The organism is Azospirillum sp. TSO35-2, assembly GCF_003116095.1.
Lineage (GTDB): Bacteria > Pseudomonadota > Alphaproteobacteria > Azospirillales > Azospirillaceae > Azospirillum.
On record NZ_LGRA01000021.1, the window covers coordinates 1,770,188 to 1,786,976 of the forward strand.

The 16,789-nt window shown below is 70.5% G+C and carries 18 protein-coding genes and 1 tRNA gene; 10 read left to right on the forward strand and 9 right to left on the reverse strand.

Features of this window, described 5'->3' with window-relative positions; translation table 11 throughout:
• Positions 1-65 precede the first annotated feature (65 nt).
• The 7 genes from TSO352_RS24115 (at position 66) to TSO352_RS24145 (ending at position 6,190) form a co-directional block, all read left to right on the forward strand.
• The gene (locus TSO352_RS24115; protein ID WP_109109696.1) at positions 66-839 is read left to right on the forward strand and encodes an ABC transporter ATP-binding protein; all 774 of its coding nucleotides are present in this window, start codon (positions 66-68) and stop codon (positions 837-839) included.
• A complete protein-coding gene (locus TSO352_RS24120) occupies positions 832-1,695 on the forward strand; it encodes an ABC transporter permease (RefSeq protein ID WP_109109697.1) in 864 nt (287 codons plus the stop codon). Before TSO352_RS24115 ends, TSO352_RS24120 begins: the two co-directional genes overlap by 8 nt.
• Positions 1,692-2,867 carry an ABC transporter permease gene (locus TSO352_RS24125; protein ID WP_109109698.1) on the forward strand — a complete coding sequence of 392 codons (1,176 nt, stop codon included), beginning with the start codon at positions 1,692-1,694 and terminating at the stop codon, positions 2,865-2,867. Before TSO352_RS24120 ends, TSO352_RS24125 begins: the two co-directional genes overlap by 4 nt.
• A 68-nt stretch (positions 2,868-2,935) precedes the next feature.
• Positions 2,936-3,271 (forward strand): hypothetical protein, encoded by a 336-nt coding sequence (locus TSO352_RS24130; protein ID WP_109109699.1) that lies wholly within the window; start codon positions 2,936-2,938, stop codon positions 3,269-3,271.
• A gap of 229 nt (positions 3,272-3,500) precedes the next feature.
• Positions 3,501-4,274, forward strand: a complete 774-nt coding sequence (locus TSO352_RS24135; protein WP_109109700.1) for an ABC transporter ATP-binding protein — start codon at positions 3,501-3,503, stop codon at positions 4,272-4,274.
• Positions 4,267-5,091, forward strand: coding sequence for an ABC transporter permease (locus TSO352_RS24140; protein ID WP_109109701.1), 825 nt, complete (start codon positions 4,267-4,269; stop codon positions 5,089-5,091). The genes TSO352_RS24135 and TSO352_RS24140 overlap by 8 nt, the downstream gene beginning before the upstream one ends.
• Before the next feature lie 49 nt (positions 5,092-5,140).
• A complete protein-coding gene (locus TSO352_RS24145) occupies positions 5,141-6,190 on the forward strand; it encodes an ABC transporter substrate-binding protein (RefSeq protein WP_109109702.1) in 1,050 nt (349 codons plus the stop codon).
• Between the two features lie 32 nt (positions 6,191-6,222).
• On the opposite strand, the gene TSO352_RS24150 is transcribed toward TSO352_RS24145, so the two are convergent.
• From TSO352_RS24150 to TSO352_RS33315, 6 genes are all read right to left on the reverse strand, one after another.
• Entirely contained in the window at positions 6,223-6,936 is a 714-nt protein-coding gene (locus TSO352_RS24150) for an ABC transporter ATP-binding protein (protein ID WP_109109703.1), read from the reverse strand.
• A complete protein-coding gene (locus TSO352_RS24155; protein ID WP_109109704.1) occupies positions 6,933-7,676 on the reverse strand; it encodes an ABC transporter ATP-binding protein in 744 nt (247 codons plus the stop codon). Before TSO352_RS24155 ends, TSO352_RS24150 begins: the two co-directional genes overlap by 4 nt.
• Positions 7,673-9,505: an ABC transporter permease gene (locus TSO352_RS24160; protein WP_109109705.1), complete on the reverse strand. Its 1,833-nt coding sequence runs from the start codon at positions 9,503-9,505 to the stop codon at positions 7,673-7,675. The genes TSO352_RS24155 and TSO352_RS24160 overlap by 4 nt, the downstream gene beginning before the upstream one ends.
• A gap of 24 nt (positions 9,506-9,529) precedes the next feature.
• Positions 9,530-10,801, reverse strand: coding sequence for an ABC transporter substrate-binding protein (locus TSO352_RS24165; RefSeq protein WP_109109706.1), 1,272 nt, complete (start codon positions 10,799-10,801; stop codon positions 9,530-9,532).
• A gap of 212 nt (positions 10,802-11,013) precedes the next feature.
• Positions 11,014-11,454 (reverse strand): MarR family transcriptional regulator, encoded by a 441-nt coding sequence (locus TSO352_RS24170; RefSeq protein WP_109109707.1) that lies wholly within the window; start codon positions 11,452-11,454, stop codon positions 11,014-11,016.
• Between the two features lie 332 nt (positions 11,455-11,786).
• A complete protein-coding gene (locus TSO352_RS33315) occupies positions 11,787-11,960 on the reverse strand; it encodes a hypothetical protein (RefSeq protein WP_158284622.1) in 174 nt (57 codons plus the stop codon).
• 424 nt (positions 11,961-12,384) lie between these two features.
• Between TSO352_RS33315 and TSO352_RS24175 the strand changes: the two genes are divergently transcribed.
• Entirely contained in the window at positions 12,385-13,653 is a 1,269-nt protein-coding gene (locus TSO352_RS24175) for an outer membrane beta-barrel protein (RefSeq protein ID WP_109110846.1), read from the forward strand.
• A 310-nt stretch (positions 13,654-13,963) separates the two neighbouring features.
• Positions 13,964-14,545, forward strand: coding sequence for a polysaccharide biosynthesis/export family protein (locus TSO352_RS24180; RefSeq protein WP_109109708.1), 582 nt, complete (start codon positions 13,964-13,966; stop codon positions 14,543-14,545).
• 157 nt (positions 14,546-14,702) lie between these two features.
• Here TSO352_RS24180 and TSO352_RS24185 read toward each other — a convergent pair whose 3' ends face one another.
• Complete coding sequence (locus TSO352_RS24185) at positions 14,703-14,978, reverse strand: hypothetical protein (protein ID WP_109109709.1); 276 nt, start codon at positions 14,976-14,978, stop codon at positions 14,703-14,705.
• Between the two features lie 158 nt (positions 14,979-15,136).
• On the opposite strand from TSO352_RS24185, the gene TSO352_RS24190 reads away from it, so the two are divergent.
• Positions 15,137-15,493 (forward strand): hypothetical protein, encoded by a 357-nt coding sequence (locus tag TSO352_RS24190; protein ID WP_109109710.1) that lies wholly within the window; start codon positions 15,137-15,139, stop codon positions 15,491-15,493.
• Positions 15,494-15,502: 9 nt separating this feature from the next.
• Here TSO352_RS24190 and TSO352_RS24195 read toward each other — a convergent pair.
• Together TSO352_RS24195 and rlmB are read right to left on the reverse strand one after the other, a co-directional pair.
• Positions 15,503-15,578, reverse strand: a tRNA-Thr gene (locus TSO352_RS24195).
• 111 nt (positions 15,579-15,689) lie between these two features.
• Complete coding sequence (rlmB, locus tag TSO352_RS24200; protein ID WP_109109711.1) at positions 15,690-16,577, reverse strand: 23S rRNA (guanosine(2251)-2'-O)-methyltransferase RlmB; 888 nt, start codon at positions 16,575-16,577, stop codon at positions 15,690-15,692.
• Positions 16,578-16,789: the final 212 nt, after the last annotated feature.

Consider the following 16,789-nt stretch of genomic DNA (forward strand, 5'->3'; position numbering starts at 1 on the left):
CATCGCCGGACAGCAGACCGTTCGACTCACAGGGGGCGGCGCCCCGGCCGGCTCCGGCCCCGACCGTGGTGGAGGCGCGCAAGCTCTCGCTGGTCTACCCGACCGCCGACCGGCCGGTGACGGCGTTGAGCGAGGTCGACCTGACCATCGCCCGCGGCGATTTCGTCTCGCTGATCGGCCCCAGCGGCTGCGGCAAGACCACGCTGCTGCGCGTCATCGCCGACCTGGAGCGGCCGACCTCCGGCGCCGTCGCCATCGAAGGGATGACGCCGGAGCAGGCGCGGCTGAAGCGGCTGTACGGCTACGTCTTCCAGGCGCCGGCGCTCTACCCGTGGCGGACGGTGGAGCGCAACGTCATGCTGCCGCTGGAGATCATGGGGCTGGCCAAGGCCGAGCGCCACGCCCGCGCCCGCGAACAGCTGGAGCGCGTCGGCCTGTCGGGCTTCGAGCGCAAGTTTCCCTGGCAACTCTCCGGCGGCATGCAGCAGCGCGTGTCGATCGCCCGCGCGCTGGCGCTGCAGCCCGACCTGCTGCTGATGGACGAACCGTTCGGCGCGCTGGACGAGATCACCCGCGACCATCTGAACCTGCATCTGACCCAGCTGTGGCGGGCGACCGGCAAGACCTGCGTCTTCGTCACCCACTCGATCGCCGAGGCGGTGTTCCTGTCGACCCGCATCGTGGTGATGAGCCCGCGCCCCGGCCGGATCCTCGACGTCATCGATTGCGACGCCCTGCCGCGCGAGCGCACGCTGGACATCCGCGAGACCCCGGAATTCGCCGCCATCGCCCACCGCGTGCGCGAGGGGCTGAAGGAGGGGCACAGCTACGATGATTAAGCGCGCCCTTCCCGTCACCACCATGACGCTGCTGCTGATCGCGGCGTGGTACATCGGTGCCGCCTGGCTGAACTGGCCGCAGGCGGAGGAGGCGCTCGTTCGCGCCGGCCACCCGACCGGCTTCGGCGACGTGCTGGGGCAGGCCTACGCGATGAAGCGGCCGATCCTGCCGACCCCGGTCCAGGTGCTGGACGAGCTGTGGGGGTCCCTGACCGGCTACGCGCCGAGCAGCCCGCGCAACCTGCTGTTCCACGCCTGGGTGACGGCGGAGGCGGCGCTGACCGGGCTGGCGATGGGGCTGGTCCTGGGGACGTTGCTGGCCGTCGGCATCGTCTACACCCGCACGCTGGAGGCCAGCCTGCTGCCCTGGGTCATCGCGTCCCAGACCATCCCGATCCTGGCCATCGCGCCGATGATCGTCGTCATCCTGGGCAACATCGGGCTGACCGGGCTGCTGCCGAAGGCGGTGATCTGCATGTATCTCTGCTTCTTCCCGATCACCGTCGGCATGGTGAAGGGGCTGCGCTCCGCCGATCCGCTGTGGCTCGACCTGATGCGCACCTATTCGGCCGGCCGCCTGCGCGCCTTCTGGTCGCTGCGGCTGCCGGCGTCGATGCCGTTCCTGTTCACCAGCCTCAAGGTGTCGGTCGCCATCAGCGTCGTCGGCGCCATCGTCGGCGAGCTGCCGACCGGCGGGCAGGCCGGGCTGGGCGCGCGGTTGCTGTCCGGCTCCTATTATGGGCAGACGGTGCAGATCTGGGCGGCGCTGATCATGGCGTCGCTGCTGTCGGTGCTGCTGATCGCCGCGGTGCGCGGCCTGGAACTGGTCCTGCTGGGCCGGGCGGGTGCGCGATGAGCGGCCATCCGGCAACCGTCGACCCCTACCGCACCACGTTGCGCACCGCCGCCGACTGGGGGCTGGTCGCGCTCGCCCTGTTGGCGCTGGCGGCGCTGATGCTGCCGCTGGGCACGAGGGACGGCGCCGTCGTCGGCTGGTTCGGCGGCGCTTCCGGCGCGGCGCCGCTGTTCCTGATCGGCGTGGTGCTGGCGGTCATCGCCGGGCGCAGCGCGCCGCGGCGGCTGGCCGCTATCCAGTATCCGGGCGCCTGGGTCGAGCTGGCCGGCGTCGCGCTGGCCTTGCTGCTGCCGCTGCACCTGATGAACGAGGGGGTGGACCTGTCGGCCGGCTGGGGGCTGTGGCTGTTCCTGGTCGTCGCGACGCTGCTGCTGTGGCGGGTGATGGGCACGCTGGCCGGCGTGCCGGGCTGGACCCGCTCCGTCCTTGTGCCGGGCCTGTTCGGCCTGGGCCTGCTGGCGGGGTGGGAGGTGCTGGTGCGCGGCTTCGGCGTGCCGGCCATCCTGCTGCCGGCGCCCAGCCGCATCGCCGCGGCGCTGGCCGCCAACGCGCCGGTGCTGTGGGACGATTTCCGCCAGACCGTGCTGGTGTCGGTGCTGCGCGGCTATGTCATGGGCTGCGGCGCCGGCTTCGCCGTGGCGATCCTGGCCGACCGCGTGCCGTTCCTGGCGCGCGGGCTGCTGCCGCTCGGCAACCTCGCCAGCGCCATCCCGGTGGTCGGCATCGCGCCGATCATGGTGATGTGGTTCGGCTTCGACTGGCAGTCCAAGGCGGCGGTCATCGTCGTCATGACCTTCTTCCCGATGCTGGTGAACACGCTGGCCGGGCTGGGCAATTCGGAGCGCATCCAGTTGGACCTGATGCGGTCCTACGGCGCCGGCTATGGCCGCACGCTGGTCAAGCTGCGGCTGCCCAACGCGCTGCCCTTCCTGTTCAACGGCTTGAAGATCAACTCCACCCTGGCGCTGATCGGCGCCATCGTCGCGGAGTTCTTCGGCACCCCGGTCGTCGGCATGGGCTTTCGCATCTCCACCGAGGTGGCGCGGATGAACCTGGACATCGTGTGGGCGACCATCGCGGTGGCGGCGCTGACCGGCTCCGGCTTCTACGGCGGGCTGGCGTTGCTGGAGCGGCTGACGACGGCGTGGCACCCGTCGATGCGGGGACGCTGAGCGGAGTCCACTCTCGGCGTCTGGCACGCCGGTTGCTTTTTCCGCGGTAGCAGCAGCGGAGGATGGGCATGGCCGAGGTCGTCGTTCTCAAGCATGTCCGCCTGACGCGGGCGCTCTCGGCCATCGAGCAGGCCGCCGTCTCGCTGGACGGCGAGCTGTGCGCGCTCCGCGCCGCCGCCGGGCGGGCCGGGCTGCTGGGCGACCATGTCGAGGAAGCCACCCTGCTGCGGGCCTATGTCCGCACCCTGCGCGTCCTGTTGCAGGCGATGACTCCCGACGAGATCGACGAGGCCGGGCTGAGCGACCGTCACGCGGTGGCGGAGGCGGTGGTCGGCCGTTGTGCCGCGGCCCTGCGGGCGCTCGACGCGCCGGCCCGCGGCGGGGCGTTCAGCGGCATCGGCTGACGTCGCGGCCGGTGTCGCAAAAGCGACGCGGCCGGCGGTCGCACCGCCACCCGGACTGTCGCATTCCCGCCGCGCCGACCCGTGCCCATACCGGCGTATGGCTGAGATGCAGGTGCCCTTTCCACTCTCCCCCGTTCGATCGCCGCGCTATAGTGGCAGGCCCAACGAACAGTCCGCTTCGATCGGCCGGAGCGGGTGCGGCAGGGCGCCGCGGGCGAAAAAGGGCGCGATGAGGCTTCTTGTATCCGATCTGACCCACCGTTACGACGATCTGACCGTTCTGGACGGCATCGATCTAGCTCTGGCGGAGGGTGAAATCCTGGCGGTGATCGGCCCCAGCGGCTGTGGGAAGTCGACGCTGCTCGGCATTGCCGGCGGCATCGTGGCGCCCACCGCCGGCTCGATCCGGGTGGAGGGGGAGGTGCCCGACGGCTGCCTCAACCCGATCACCTTCATCTTCCAGGACTTCGCCCTGCTGCCCTGGCGCACGGTGGAGGACAACGTCGCCCTGGTGCTGGAACACCACCCGCTGCCCGCCGCCGAGCGGCGCGAGCGGATCGAGGCCGGCCTGCGCGGCATGGGCCTGTGGGAATTCCGCAAGGCGCTGCCCAAGCAGTTGTCCGGCGGCATGCGCCAGCGGGTCGGCATCGCCCGCGCGCTGGCGGTGCGCCCGGCGATGCTGCTGCTGGACGAGCCGCTGTCGGCGCTGGACGCCCAGACCCGCGAGCTGCTGATGGATGATTTCCTGGAGCTGTGGCGGCGCGAGAAGACCACCGCGCTCTACGTCACCCACAATCTGGACGAGGCGCTGCGGTTGGCCGACCGCGTCTGCGTGCTGAGCCGCCGCCCTGGCCGCATTCGCGAGATGGTCACCATCGAGGAACCGCGCGAGCGCCGGCAGGAGCCGTCGGCCCAGGCCCATCTGGCCGCGGTGCGCGAACGGCTGTGGCACCTGATGAAGGCCGAAGCCCAGATGGCCGACCGGGAGATCGCCCGTGCCTGACAGCCTGCCCGTCAATCCGCTGGTGAACGGCGTGTCCGCCCAGCCGGTGCGCTTCCGCGGCGGCGGCTTCACCGTGAAGCGCCATCCCTGGGCGGCGCTGGCCGCCTTCGCCGCCCTGCTGGCGGTGTGGGAGGGGGCGAGCCGCCTCGGCCTCGCCAGCCCGCTGTTCCTGCCGCCGCCGAGCGCGGTCGGCCGCGCGCTGGCCGGCATGGTCACCGACGGCTCGCTGTGGCTGAACCTGAAGGCGTCGCTGGGGCGCATCGCCGTCGGCTGGGTGCTGGGCACGCTGGGGGGCATGCTGGTCGGCTTCGCCATGGGCATCTTCTCCACCGCCCGCGCGGTCGGCGTGCCGCTGGTGTCGGCCTTCTTCCCGATCCCGAAGATCGCGCTCCTGCCGCTGTTCATCCTGTGGTTCGGCATCGGCGAGCCGTCGAAATTCGCCACCATCGGCTTCGGCGTCTTCTTCCCCACCGTCATCGCCACCTGCAGCGCCATCGATTCGGTGCCGCGCAACCTGATCCGCATGGCGCAGAGCTTCGGCCTGCCCTGGCGGTCGATCCTGCGCTCCATCGTGCTGCCCGGCGCCCTGCCGGGCATCCTGGCCGGCTTCCGCATCACCGCGTCGATCGCGCTGATCCTGGTGGTCGCCGCCGAGATGATCGGCGCCGAATACGGCATCGGCGCCTTCGTGCTGATGGCCGGCAACCTGATGCAGACCGACACGCTGCTGGCCGGCGTGCTGGTGCTGTCGCTGATGGGGCTCGCCATCGGCACCGTGCTGTCGCTGCTGGAGCGCCGGCTGCTGAACTGGCGCTGACGATCTTTTCCAAGAAACTCGAACCACCGACCCGGGAGGATTTCCGTCCATGACCCTCGCCCGCCTCACCCGGCGCGTCCTGATCGCCACCGCCGGCACCGCGCTGGCCGCCGGCACCCTGATGTCCGTGGGGATGTCGGCCGCCCAGGCCCAGGCGCCGGCCCAGCCGCTGGAGAAGGCGACGGTCGGCGTGCTGGCGCTGTCCTCCTCCGGTCCGATCTTCATTGCCAAGGCCAAGGGCTATTTCGAGAAGGAAGGGCTGGACGTCGACCTGAAGATGTTCACCTCGGCCCAGCAGGTGCCGGTCGCGGTGACCTCGGGCGACGCCGATTTCGGCGTGACCGGGCTGACCGCCGGCTTCTACAACCTCGCCTCCAAGGGCGCCGTCACCATCATCGCCGCGCAGAGCCGCGACGAGCCGGGCTTCCCCTTGAGCGGCTACGTCGCCACCAAGGCCGCGTACGAGGCCGGGCTGACCAAGCCGGCCGACCTGAAGGGCAAGCGCATCGCCATCACCACGGTCGGCTCGACCTTCCACTACATGATCGGCATCCTCGGCCAGAAATACGGCTTCACGGTCAAGGACGTGACCATGGTGCCGCTGCAGGACGTGCCGAAGATGGTCGCCGCCTTCAAGGGCGGGCAGGTCGACGCGATCCTGGCGCCGTCGACCGTGTCGCGGCAGCTGGCGGCCGACGGCGCCGGCACCATCATCGGCTGGGCCGGCGACGAGACGCCGTGGCAGCTCGGCGCCCTGTTCACCGCGCCCAAGACGATCAAGGACCGCCGCCCGCTGGTCGAGAAGTTCATCCGCGCCTACAAGACGGCGCTGGCCGAATACCACGCCGCCTTCAACGGCAAGGACGCCTCGGGCGCCCTGGTGAAGGGCCCCGGCTATGACGAGCTGCTGACCATCATCGCCGACGCCACCAAGCAGAAGCCGGAGATCGTCGCCGGCGGCCTGCCCTACGTCGACCCGCAGGCCCGCCTGCTGGTGGACGACGTGGTGAACCAGGTGAAGTTCTGGCAGTCGGAAGGGCAGGTCGACAAGACGCTGGACCCGAAGTCGGTGATGGATTTGAGCTTCATCGGGCAGTGAGGGGCTCCCTCTCCCGTCCCGGGAGAGGGCTTTTACACCGCCAGATACGCCGTCCTCACCGCCTCGTCGGCCATCAAATCGGCCATGCTGCCGGTCCAGCGCAGGCGGCCGGTTTCGATGACGCAGGCGCGGTCGGCAACCGCGGCGGCGAAGGACAGGTTCTGCTCGGACACCAGCACCGACAACCCCTCCGCCTTCAGCCGCCGCACCGCTTCGGCCATCTGCTTCACGATCAGCGGCGCCAGCCCCTCCGACGGCTCGTCGAGCAGCAGCAGCGACGGGTTGCCCATCAGCGTGCGGGCCAGCGTCAGCATCTGCTGCTCGCCGCCGCTCATCCGCGTGCCGCGGCGGCCGCGCATCTCGGCGAGGTTGGGGAACAGGGCGTAGAGCGTGTCCGGCGTCCAGGCGGGCGCGCCGGGGCGGGGCGGCTGGCGGCCGACCTCCAGGTTTTCCTCCACCGTCAGGTCGGCGAAGATGCGGCGGTCCTCCGGCACATAGCCGACGCCGAGCCGGGCGATGCGGTGGGCGGGCAGGGCGGCGAGGTCGCGGCCGTCGAAGCGCAATGTGGCGCCGCGCCGCTCGACCAGCCCCATGATCGCCTTCAGCGTGGTGGTCTTGCCGGCGCCGTTGCGGCCGATCAGCGCCACCACCTCGCCCCGGCCGACCGTCAGCGCGACGCCGTCCAGGATGTGGGCGCGGCCGTACCACGCCTGGAGGCCCTCCACGGTGAGCAGCGGTTCCGTCACGACTCGTCTCCCAGATAGACCGCCTGGACGCGCGGATCGGCGCGCACCTGCGCCGGCGTGCCCTCGGCGATCAGACGGCCGCGGTCGAGCACCAGGACGCGGGTGGCGTGGCCGAAGACGACGTCCATGTCATGCTCGGTGAACAGCACGGCGAGGCCGCGCTCGCGCACCAGCGCCGCGGTCAGCGCCATCAGGGCGAGGCGTTCGGCGGGGGCCATGCCGGCGGTCGGCTCGTCCATCAGCAGCACCGACGGCTCGCTGGCCAGCGCCATCGCCAGCTCGACCCGCTTCAGGTCGCCATAGGCCAGCACGCCGCAAGGCCGGTCCGCTTGACCCGCCATGCCGACGCGGTCCAGCAGGGCCAGCGCCGGTTCGCGGAACTGCGCCGCCGCCGGGCGCCACAGGCCGAACAGCCGGCGGGCGCGCGACAGCAGCACCATCTGCACATTCTCCGCCACCGTCATCGAGGCGAAGGTCGCGGTGATCTGGAAGGTCCGCCCGACGCCCAGCGCCCAGATGCGGCGCGGCGGCAGCCCGACCAACTCTGTCCCGTCCAGCCGGACCGAGCCGGCATCGGGGCGCAACTGGCCGTTCAGCAGGTTGAAGCAGGTGCTTTTCCCGGCGCCGTTCGGCCCGATCAGCGCCAGCAGGTCGCCCGAGCGCAGGGTGAAGGACACGCCGTCGACCGCCTGCACCCCGCCGAAGGAGCGTTGCAGGTCGCGCACCACCAATTCGCTCATGCCCGCCCCCGCAAGCCGGCGAGGAAGCCGACGATCCCCTTGGGGAAGACCAGCACCAGCGCGACGATGACGAGGCCGAGGATCAGCCGCCACCAGTCGGTGGCGCTCATCACCTCCGACCACAGCAGGTGGAAGACCGCGGCGCCGGCCAGCGGGCCGGTCACGGTCTGGATGCCTCCCATCAGCACCATCACCAGCGCGTCGACCGACAGCGGCACCGCCAGCAGGGTGGGGAAGACGCTGCCCTTGGCGAAGGCGTAGAGCCCGCCGGCCAGCCCCGCCGCCGTCCCGGCCAGCACGAAGGCCATCCACTGGACGCGCCGGACGTCGATCCCCACCGACTCGGCGCGCAGGCTCGAATCGCGGCCGGCGCGCAGCGCGTAGCCGAAGGGGGCGAAGGCGGCCCGGCGCAGCAGCCACAGGGCGCCGCCGCACAGGCCGAGCGTCAGCCAGTAATAGGCCGCCTTGCCGGCCGCCCAGGCCGAAGGCCAGACGCCAAGGATGCCGTTGTCGCCGCCGGTGACCGCGGACCATTGGAAGGCGACCGACCAGGCGATCTGGGCGAAGGCCAGCGTCAGCATGGCGAAATACAGCCCCGACCGCCGCACGCAGAACCAGCCCGCCAGCAGCGCGCCCGCCCCGGCCAGCAGCGGCGCGCCGGCCAGCGCCAGCGGCATCGGCGCCGCCGCGTGCTTGACCAGCAGCGCCGCGCCATAGGCGCCCAGCCCGAAATAGGCGGCGTGGCCGAAGGACACCAGTCCGCCCAGCCCGATCAGCAGATGCAGGCTGGCGGCGAACAGGGCGAGAATCACCACCTCGGTCAGCAGGATCACCGCATAGTCGCCGGCGGCGAGCGGCACCAGCGCCAGCGCGGCCAGCAACGCCAGCGCCCACCAGTGCGCGGCGGTCCCGGCCGACAGCGGCACGGTCAGCGCGGCGGGCGCCGTCGGCGGCACCTCCTCGGCCCGGCCGAGCAGGCCGTGCGGGCGCAGCACCAGCACCACCGCCATGAACAGGAAGACCAGCACCAGCGTGATCTGCGGGAAGACCAGGATGCCGAAGGCCTGCAACTGGCCGATCAGCAGCGAGGCGAGGAAGGCGCCGGGCAGGCTGCCCATGCCGCCGACCACGACGACGACGAAGGCCTCGACGACGATCGCCATGTCCATGTGCAGGGTCACCGCCTCGCGCGGGACCTGCAGGGCGCCGCCCAGCCCGGCCAGCGCGCAGCCCAGGAACAGCACCCCGGTGAACAGCCGCGCCGGATCGACGCCGAGCGCGCTCGCCATCTCGCGGTCCTGCGTCGCGGCGCGGACCAGCGTGCCCCAGCGGGTGCGGTTGAACAGCAGCCACAACAGCCCGAGCACCAGCGGCCCCAGCCCGATCAGCACTAGGTCATAGAGCGGGAAGGGCTGGTCGAGGATGTCGACCGACCCCTTCAGCCCGGCGGCCCGGCGGCCCAGCAGATCCTCCGGCCCCCAGAACCAGGCGGCGGCGTCCTGCACCACCAGCACGACGCCGAAGGTGCCGAGCAGCTGGAACAGCTCCGGCGAGCGGTAGAGCCGGCGCAACAGGCCGATTTCCATGGCGGCGCCCAGCAGCCCCATCGCCAGCGCCGCCGCGGCGACGCTGCCCCAGAAGCCGGCGGGGGTGGTGCCGAACCGCTCGATCAGCGACCAGCCGACATAGGCACCGACCATGTAGAAGGAGCCGTGCGCGAAATTCACGATCCGCGTCACGCCGAACACGATGGTCAGCCCCGACGACACCAGGAACAGCGTCGCCGCGGTCGCAAGGCCGCTGAGGGCTTGGACGAGGAGGAAGGACATGGGAGCACTCGAAGCTTGCGGCGCTTACTCCGCCGGCCGCAGCTTGCGCGCCGCCTCGTCGGGCGGCAGGTAGTTGGCGCCGTCGGCGTAGTGCCAGTCCTTCATGGTGCCGCGGCCGTCCTTGACGGTGGTGGTGCCGACATAGGCGCCCATCGTTGCCTGATGGTCGGACGCGCGGAAGGTCACCGGGCCGAAGGGGCTGTCGATGGTCAGGCCGGCCAGCGCGTCGACGATCGGTTCCGCGTTGGACGATCTGGCCTTGGTGATCGCGGCGGCGACCGCCTTCATCGTGGTGTAGCCGACGACCGAGCCCTGCTTCGGCGACTCCTTGAAGCGGGCGGTGTAGGCGGCGACGAAGGCCTTGTGCGCCGGCGTGTCGATCTGGTCCCAGGGATAGCCGGTGACGATCCAGCCTTCCGGCGCCTCGTCCTTCATCGGCTCCAGATATTCCGGCTCGCCGGTCAGCAGGCTGACGATTTTGCGGTTGCGGAACAGGCCGCGCCCTTCACCCTCGCGGACGAACTTGGCGAGATCGGCGCCGAAGGTCACGTTGAAGATCGCCTCGGGGTTGGCGGCGGCCAGCGCCTGCACCGTCGGGCCGGCCTCCAGCTTGCCCTGGGCCGGCCATTGCTCGGCGACGAACTCGACGTCCGGGCGCTTTTCCTTCAGCAACTGCTTGAACCACGTCACCGCCGACTGGCCGTATTCGTAGTTCGGCGCGACGGTGGCCCAGCGCTTGGCCGGCAGCTTCGCCGCCTCCTCGACCAGCATGGCCGCCTGCATGTAGGTGCTGGGGCGCAGGCGGAAGGTGTAGCGGTTGCCCTTGGACCAAGTGATGGCGTCGGTCAGCGGCTCCGCCGCGACGAAGGGCACCTTGTTGCGCGCGGCGAAGTCGGCGACCGCCAGCCCGATGTGCGAGAAATAGGTGCCGGCCAGCACGTCCACCGCCTCGTTGGTCACCAATTCCTGCGCGACGCGCACCGCGTCGTCCGGCTTGCCGGCGTCGTCGCGCGAGACGACCTGCAACTCGCAGCAGCCGATCACGCCGCCCTGGGCGTTGATCTCCTCCAGCGCCAGTTGCCAGCCCTGGCGGTAGGGGATGGTGAAGGCGGGCAGGCCGGTGTAGCTGTTGATCTCGCCCACCCGCACCGGCGCGCCGGAAAAGCCCGCCTTCTGGGCGGCGGCCGGCCCGGCCGTCAGCGTGGTGGCGGCGACGGCGGCGGACAGCGCGGCAAGGAGTGCGCCCGGGAGAAGGCGGTTGGCCGGCGGCGCGGCGATCGGACGGCGGTGCATCATCCTGCGGGGACCCCGGTTCATGTGGGACGCGTGGCCTGTCCGGGTCGGAACGCGGACAAGGGGGGCGGTCGGGGCGCCTTCGCGCGACGCAACCCCCTCGCGTTCATAGCAAACCCGGCGCAAAAGTCACCGCTTCAAAGGCCGCCGCCCCGATTCGGCGTCGTGATTCCGGTGTTGCGGCGGACGCTGGCCCGCCGGCGGCCGGTCCGCCGTCACATCAGCCGGGCCAGCAGCGCCATGAACTGCACACGCTCCTCGTCGGTCAGGGGTTCCAGCGTGCGTTCGTGCGCGGCGGCGGCGTTGGCCATCAGGTCGGCGACCAGCGCCTGCCCGACCCGGGTCAGCTTGACGCTGGTGCGGCGGCGGTCCTGCGGATCGGGGTTGCGTTCGACCAGGTTGCGCTCGACCAGCCGCAGGATGACCCCCTGCGTCGTCGCCGGATCCATGTAGGTCAGCCGGCCCAGTTGGTTCTGCGAGAGCGCGCCCTCGCTGTGCAGGGTGGCCAGCGCCGACCATTGCGTGGGCGTCAGCAACTGGTCGCCGATCAGGTCGATGAAGATGGCCGACGCGCGCTGGTGCGCCCGTCGCAGGCGGTGGTGAACCTGGCCGGCCAACTGGTAGTCGTCGGGAGGCAGTCGTCCGAAGTCGTCCATGGCATGGGCCCGTGGTTCGCGCCCGCCTTCGGTCCGGGACGAAGGCTGGGGCGGGCACGGACCGCCGCTCCCGGCTGCGTGGGCATGGGGTGGTGCGGCGTTGATCGCGCGTCGCCACCCAGTGCGTCCATTATGCGTTCCTCATGGAAAAGGGTAGAAAGGCAACGCCCATGGGGCAACCTTCGCGGATGCGGCATAGGGCCACAGTCTTGCACCGCCGTCGTTCCCAGCCCGAAAGAAGAAACCCGGCGGCGGCCCGGTGATGCGCTTGGCGACGTCGGACGCCCGCACCCGCTGCCATTGGGTGGCGATTGGATGGAGATCGAACCTTGTCAGGGTTTCGTCTTCGGAGGGTAGCTGTTGGGCGGTGCGGTCTTTTCGTCGGGGCTGGCGGGGCCTTCGCCCCGCGGCGCCGGCACCCCGCCCGGCGTGTAGGGCGGCATCGCGTCGTCCGGCGGCCGTTTCGGCGAGCGGGGCGGGGGCGGCGTGTCGAGTCGGCGTGTCATGGGAATCCTTTCGGGATCAGGGAAACGCCATGAACAACCGGATGCCGCCGGGCCGGTTCCAAACAGGCGTGGGCGGGTCCCGGCAATGCAGCCGCCGCGGTCTATCACTTTCATCTTAGGCCCGTTGTGAAAGCCGGCCGGAATCAACCGGATGGCGCGGGCCGATCATCTTGCCGGGCCACGAGCTTTTGTTGCGGCGACACCACAGGCCGGCGCAAAAGCGGGCGGCGCGCGGCTTCACTGTTGCGCCGGGAGCACGCCTTGTTGTGTCTTTGCCGAGGATGCGTCCACCGCCGGTCGCGGCGGCCGGGCCTGTCCCAACCACGGTGCATGCCCCCTGCGCGCGAGCGAGTGGACGTGCCGCCAAGGAAAACGGCCATCCGGGCCGTCGAGCCGACCGAACCCAGCCATGCGCGGTGACTCCATGAAGACCAGCACTCTGACCCTTCTCGCCCTTGCTTTCGCGTCGACCGGGCTGACGTCGCTTCCCGCCGCCGCCCAGGACGACCTTCAGCGTGGCGAAACCGTGCTGGAGCGCCGCCGGCCGGAGGTGGAGCAGCTCGGCGTCCGCGCCGGCTCCTTCCTGTTCCTGCCGCGGCTGGAGACGGGCGCGACCTACGACAGCAACGTCTACGCCACGCGCGACAACCACCAGGACGACGTCATCTGGACGGTGCGGCCGCGGCTCGACATCAAGTCCGACTTCTCGGCCCACGCGCTGGGCTTCTCCGCCTCGGCCGACGCCGGCCGCTACCGCGAGAATTCGGGCGAGAACTACACCGACTATGCGCTGCAGGCGACCGGCCGCTACGACGTCAACAAGAGCGGCGCGCTCGACGGGCAGCTGTTCCACCGCCGCAACCACGAAGGCCGCGGCGACATCAACAGCTCCGCCGGCTATTCGGAGCCGGTGACCTACCGCACCAGCGGCGGCGAGGCCGGCTACACCCAGCGCTTCAACCGCCTGCGCGCCCGCCTGTCGGGTTCGGCGCAGTACACCGAATATGACGACGTCGGCCTAATCGGCGGCGGCGTCGCCCGCCAGGGCGACCGCGACCGCTGGGAGTACGCCACCGTCGGCCGCGTCGGCTACGAATTCATCGACGGCTACGAGACCTTCATCCAGGGCACCTATTCCTGGACCCGCCACAAGGACAACCGCGACTTCGCCGGCGTCGACCGCGACTCGGACGGCTATGAGGTGGTGGCCGGTCTGGCGACCGACCTGACCGGGCTGATCACCGGCGAGGTCTTCGCCGGCTACCTCGTCCGCAACTACAAGGACTCGCGGCTGGAAGACTTCGGCGGCCTGTCCTTCGGCGGCCGGTTGAACTGGTCGGTGACGCAGCTGACCACCGTCACCGCCACGGTCAGCCGCCAGGTGCGCGAGACCAGCAGCAGCCTGGGCCTGGGCACCGCGTCCAGCTACACCCGCAGCCTGTTCGCCCTGGGCGTCGACCACGAGCTGCTGCGCACGCTGGTGCTGAACGGCCGCCTGCAGTACCGCCGCGACGACTTCAACGGCAACAGCCGCAACGACGACGTCTACACCGCCAGCCTCGGCGGCACCTACCAGATGAACCGCTACCTGTTCCTGACCGGCGGCTACACCTACGAGAAGCGGAACTCGAGCCTCAACAGCGCCGACTATTCCGACAACCTGATCTATCTGCGCCTCGGCGCCCAGATGTAGTCTGGTCATAGGACAGGGTGGCCGGGAAAAGAACCGGCCAAAGGTCCTACAAGGTCCCGCCGAGCAGAGCAGGGCGCCCGTCCTATGACGGGCGCCCTTTTCTTATGCCGGCACTTTGGACTCGGGAGGCGTCGACTGGAGGGATCCGAAGGCGGTAATTCCTCTCCACTTTTTCCCAAGCGCTTGCGAGTTGCTAGGCTCCACCCGAATTGAGGTGCGTGACCAATGGACGCCACCGCCAGCCGACCGGCTCAACCGGCCGGTCCGGGCGCCGCGGCAGGCTTCCGACAGCCAGGGAAGGGGTTTTGGGATGAATCGACGTCATGTGATCCGCGCGCTGGGCCAGAGTATCGGGCTGGCCGCGCTCGCCGTTGCCATGACCGGATGCGCCGGCAACGACGCTCCGCTGGAGACCGCCGACGTCGGCCAGATCAGCGAGTACAATCTGGGCCCCGGCGACGCCCTGCGCGTCATCGTGTTCGGCGAAGAGCAGTTGTCCGGCGAGTTCCGGGTCGACGGCACCGGCAAGGTGGCGATGCCGCTGATCGGCGAGGTGACGGCCAAGAACCGCAGCACCCGCGATTTGGAAAAGGAAATCTCGACCCGGCTGGCCCAGGGCTACGTCAAGGATCCGAAGGTCAGCGTCGAGGTGCTGAACCACCGGCCCTTCTTCATCCTGGGCGAGGTGCGCAACCCCGGCCAGTACCAGTACGTCAACGGCATGACCGCCCTGTCGGCGGTGGCGATGGCCGGCGGCTACACCTATCGCGCCAAGGAGGACTATGTCCTCATCACCCGCGGCAACGATCCCAAGAAGCAGATCCGCAAGGCGCCGATCACCACCGCGGTGATGCCCGACGACGTCGTCCGCATTCCGGAACGCTATTTCTGATCGTCGGCCCCTCCGGGCGACTCGGGGCAAGCCGCTCCGGCACCTCGGCCATCCGACGCGCACAAAAACCCGACCGGGGCGACCCGGCCGGGTTTTTTGCGTATCGGACGCCGGACGCAGCGAATCCAGATCCCCGGGGGATCCGCGGTGCGGTGGATCAGGTGTCGAGCGTGCTGCCGCCCTTTTTCTGGCCGGGCGGGATGCGCTGGTCCGGCGGAACGGCGTGGCCGCGGCCATCGCCAAGCGGCGGTGCGGTGCCGGCGGCTTCGTCGTCGGTGCCGAGCGGTGCGGCGGCCGGATCGGTCGCCGGCACCTTGTCGCCGGTCAGGCCGCGGTCGATGTCGGCGCGCAGCCGGTTGGCCCCGGCGCTGGTGGCCGCGCTGGGAGAGGTCGGCGTGTCGCGGCCCGACTCGGGACGCTGGGGCTTGTTCATGGTCGGCCTTTCGCACAGGCTGGCGGGGGATGGCAGGCGGAACGGGAGGGCCGGGCGGCGTGCGCACCGGCATGCCCGTCCGTCGTGCCTGCCCATGGTCCAACCACCGCCGTCATCCGGAGGTTCCCGTCCGGACCCCGCGAAGCCAGGAGCCGCCGATGTCGGAGATGGGAGCGACGACCCTCGTCGCGGCGCTGTCGGCCGCCGTCCTGACGCTCCTCGCCACCGCGTTGGTGCTGGCCGTCCGCGGCCGCGGTTTCGCTCGTGTCTATTGGCTTGGTTGCGCTGTACTGATCGTGGGTGGCGCTGCGCTGGCCGCCGGCACCTTGTACTGGCCGCCGGAGGAATTCGATGACGCGGGCAACCTGATCGGCGAGATGCCGCCGGCATTCGCCGCAGCGTTGATGCTGTTCCAGAGCGGCGTGGCCGCCATGCTGGTAGGTCTGCCGGTCCGCTGGATGACGAGAGCGTTTGGCCGCCGCAAACCGACCGGGTCGAAGGGAGGGACGCGGTGATGAGGGAAATGGTGCCGGATACAGGAATCGAACCCGTGACCTTCTGATTACAAATCAGCTGCTCTACCAGCTGAGCTAATCCGGCACACCCGCGGCGGGCGGGACGCCCACATTAGCGTCCCTTTTCCGTGCAAACAAGCACTTGGCCCAGCGGTCGTGGAATCGGGCCGTCGGATGGCGCGGCCGGGCAGGACGGCTATTCCCGCAGCCGCGCCACTTCGTAGAGCGCCACGGCGGCGGCGTTGGAGACGTTCAGGCTGCCGACCGGGCCGCCGGTGGGCAGGCGGGCGACGGCGTCGCAGCGCTCCATCGTCAGGCGGCGCAGGCCGCTGCCCTCCGCCCCCATCACCAGCACCGTCTTTCCGGTCAGGTTCACCTGGGCGAGCGTGCTTGTTCCCGATTCGGCCAGACCCACCGACCAGAAGCCGTGCTGCTGCAACTCGGTCAGCGCGCGGGCCAGATTGGTCACCCGCACCAGTGGGACCGCCTCCAGCGCGCCGGACGCGCTCTTGGCCAGCACGCCGGTGGTCTCCGGGGCATGGCGTTCGGTCACCACCACGGCGCGGGCGCCGAAGGCCGCGGCGGAGCGCAGGATGGCCCCGACATTGTGAGGATCGGTCACTTGGTCGAGCGCGACGATCACCGCCGACGTCGCGCCGGCCAGTTCGTTGCAGATGTCCTCGATCCCGACATCGGGCAGGGGGGAGGTGTCGACCGCCACCCCCTGGTGTACGGCGCCCGGCGGCAGCAGGCGGTCCAGTTCGGTGCGGTCGACCGGAGTCGCCTCCGGTCGCGCCAGCCCGCGGGCGCGCGCCGCGGCGATGGCGGGCTCCAGCGCGGCGCGGCCGGAGTCGGTGACCAGCAGGCGGTGGATGCGCCGCTCCGGGTTGGTCCAGGCGGCGGACACCGGATGCAGCCCATAAAGCAGGACGCCGCGCGCCGCCGGAGGCTTGCCCTTTCCGGCGCCGCGGGGCGGGCGGGCGGCCTCGGCGTCCGGCTGCGGCTGGTGCTGCGGCTTGCCCTTCGACCGCTCCTGGTGGGGGGCCGGGTGAGAGCTGGGGGCGGGATGTCTGGAGCGCGTCATGATACCCACGAAGAGGAGGGAGGGGCCGCCGGAACGTGCCGCCGAATTTTTTCTGGTGTGAACCGCTTAACCCGTGTTGACAAGGCCCGAAAAATTCGCATATTGCCGAACTCCGCGGCGGGCACTGCCAGGCCGCGGACTGGAAGGGTGGCCGAGTGGTTAAAGGCAGCAGACTGTAAATCTGCCCGCGATAGCGTACGCTGGTTCGAATC

What these genes read in the sequence shown, in the direction of transcription:
- TSO352_RS24120 (WP_109109697.1), top strand. Translation starts at nt 832, where the DNA reads ATGATTAAGCGCGCCCTTCCCGTCACCACCATGACGCTGCTGCTGATC.
- TSO352_RS24125 (WP_109109698.1), top strand. Translation starts at nt 1,692, where the DNA reads ATGAGCGGCCATCCGGCAACCGTCGACCCCTACCGCACCACGTTGCGC.
- TSO352_RS24130 (WP_109109699.1), top strand. Translation starts at nt 2,936, where the DNA reads ATGGCCGAGGTCGTCGTTCTCAAGCATGTCCGCCTGACGCGGGCGCTC.
- TSO352_RS24135 (WP_109109700.1), top strand. Translation starts at nt 3,501, where the DNA reads ATGAGGCTTCTTGTATCCGATCTGACCCACCGTTACGACGATCTGACC.
- TSO352_RS24145 (WP_109109702.1), top strand. Translation starts at nt 5,141, where the DNA reads ATGACCCTCGCCCGCCTCACCCGGCGCGTCCTGATCGCCACCGCCGGC.
- TSO352_RS24155 (WP_109109704.1), bottom strand. Translation starts at nt 7,676, where the DNA reads ATGAGCGAATTGGTGGTGCGCGACCTGCAACGCTCCTTCGGCGGGGTG.
- TSO352_RS24160 (WP_109109705.1), bottom strand. Translation starts at nt 9,505, where the DNA reads ATGTCCTTCCTCCTCGTCCAAGCCCTCAGCGGCCTTGCGACCGCGGCG.
- TSO352_RS24165 (WP_109109706.1), bottom strand. Translation starts at nt 10,801, where the DNA reads ATGATGCACCGCCGTCCGATCGCCGCGCCGCCGGCCAACCGCCTTCTC.
- TSO352_RS24170 (WP_109109707.1), bottom strand. Translation starts at nt 11,454, where the DNA reads ATGGACGACTTCGGACGACTGCCTCCCGACGACTACCAGTTGGCCGGC.
- TSO352_RS33315 (WP_158284622.1), bottom strand. Translation starts at nt 11,960, where the DNA reads ATGACACGCCGACTCGACACGCCGCCCCCGCCCCGCTCGCCGAAACGG.
- TSO352_RS24175 (WP_109110846.1), top strand. Translation starts at nt 12,385, where the DNA reads ATGAAGACCAGCACTCTGACCCTTCTCGCCCTTGCTTTCGCGTCGACC.
- TSO352_RS24180 (WP_109109708.1), top strand. Translation starts at nt 13,964, where the DNA reads ATGAATCGACGTCATGTGATCCGCGCGCTGGGCCAGAGTATCGGGCTG.
- TSO352_RS24185 (WP_109109709.1), bottom strand. Translation starts at nt 14,978, where the DNA reads ATGAACAAGCCCCAGCGTCCCGAGTCGGGCCGCGACACGCCGACCTCT.
- TSO352_RS24190 (WP_109109710.1), top strand. Translation starts at nt 15,137, where the DNA reads ATGTCGGAGATGGGAGCGACGACCCTCGTCGCGGCGCTGTCGGCCGCC.
- rlmB (WP_109109711.1), bottom strand. Translation starts at nt 16,577, where the DNA reads ATGACGCGCTCCAGACATCCCGCCCCCAGCTCTCACCCGGCCCCCCAC.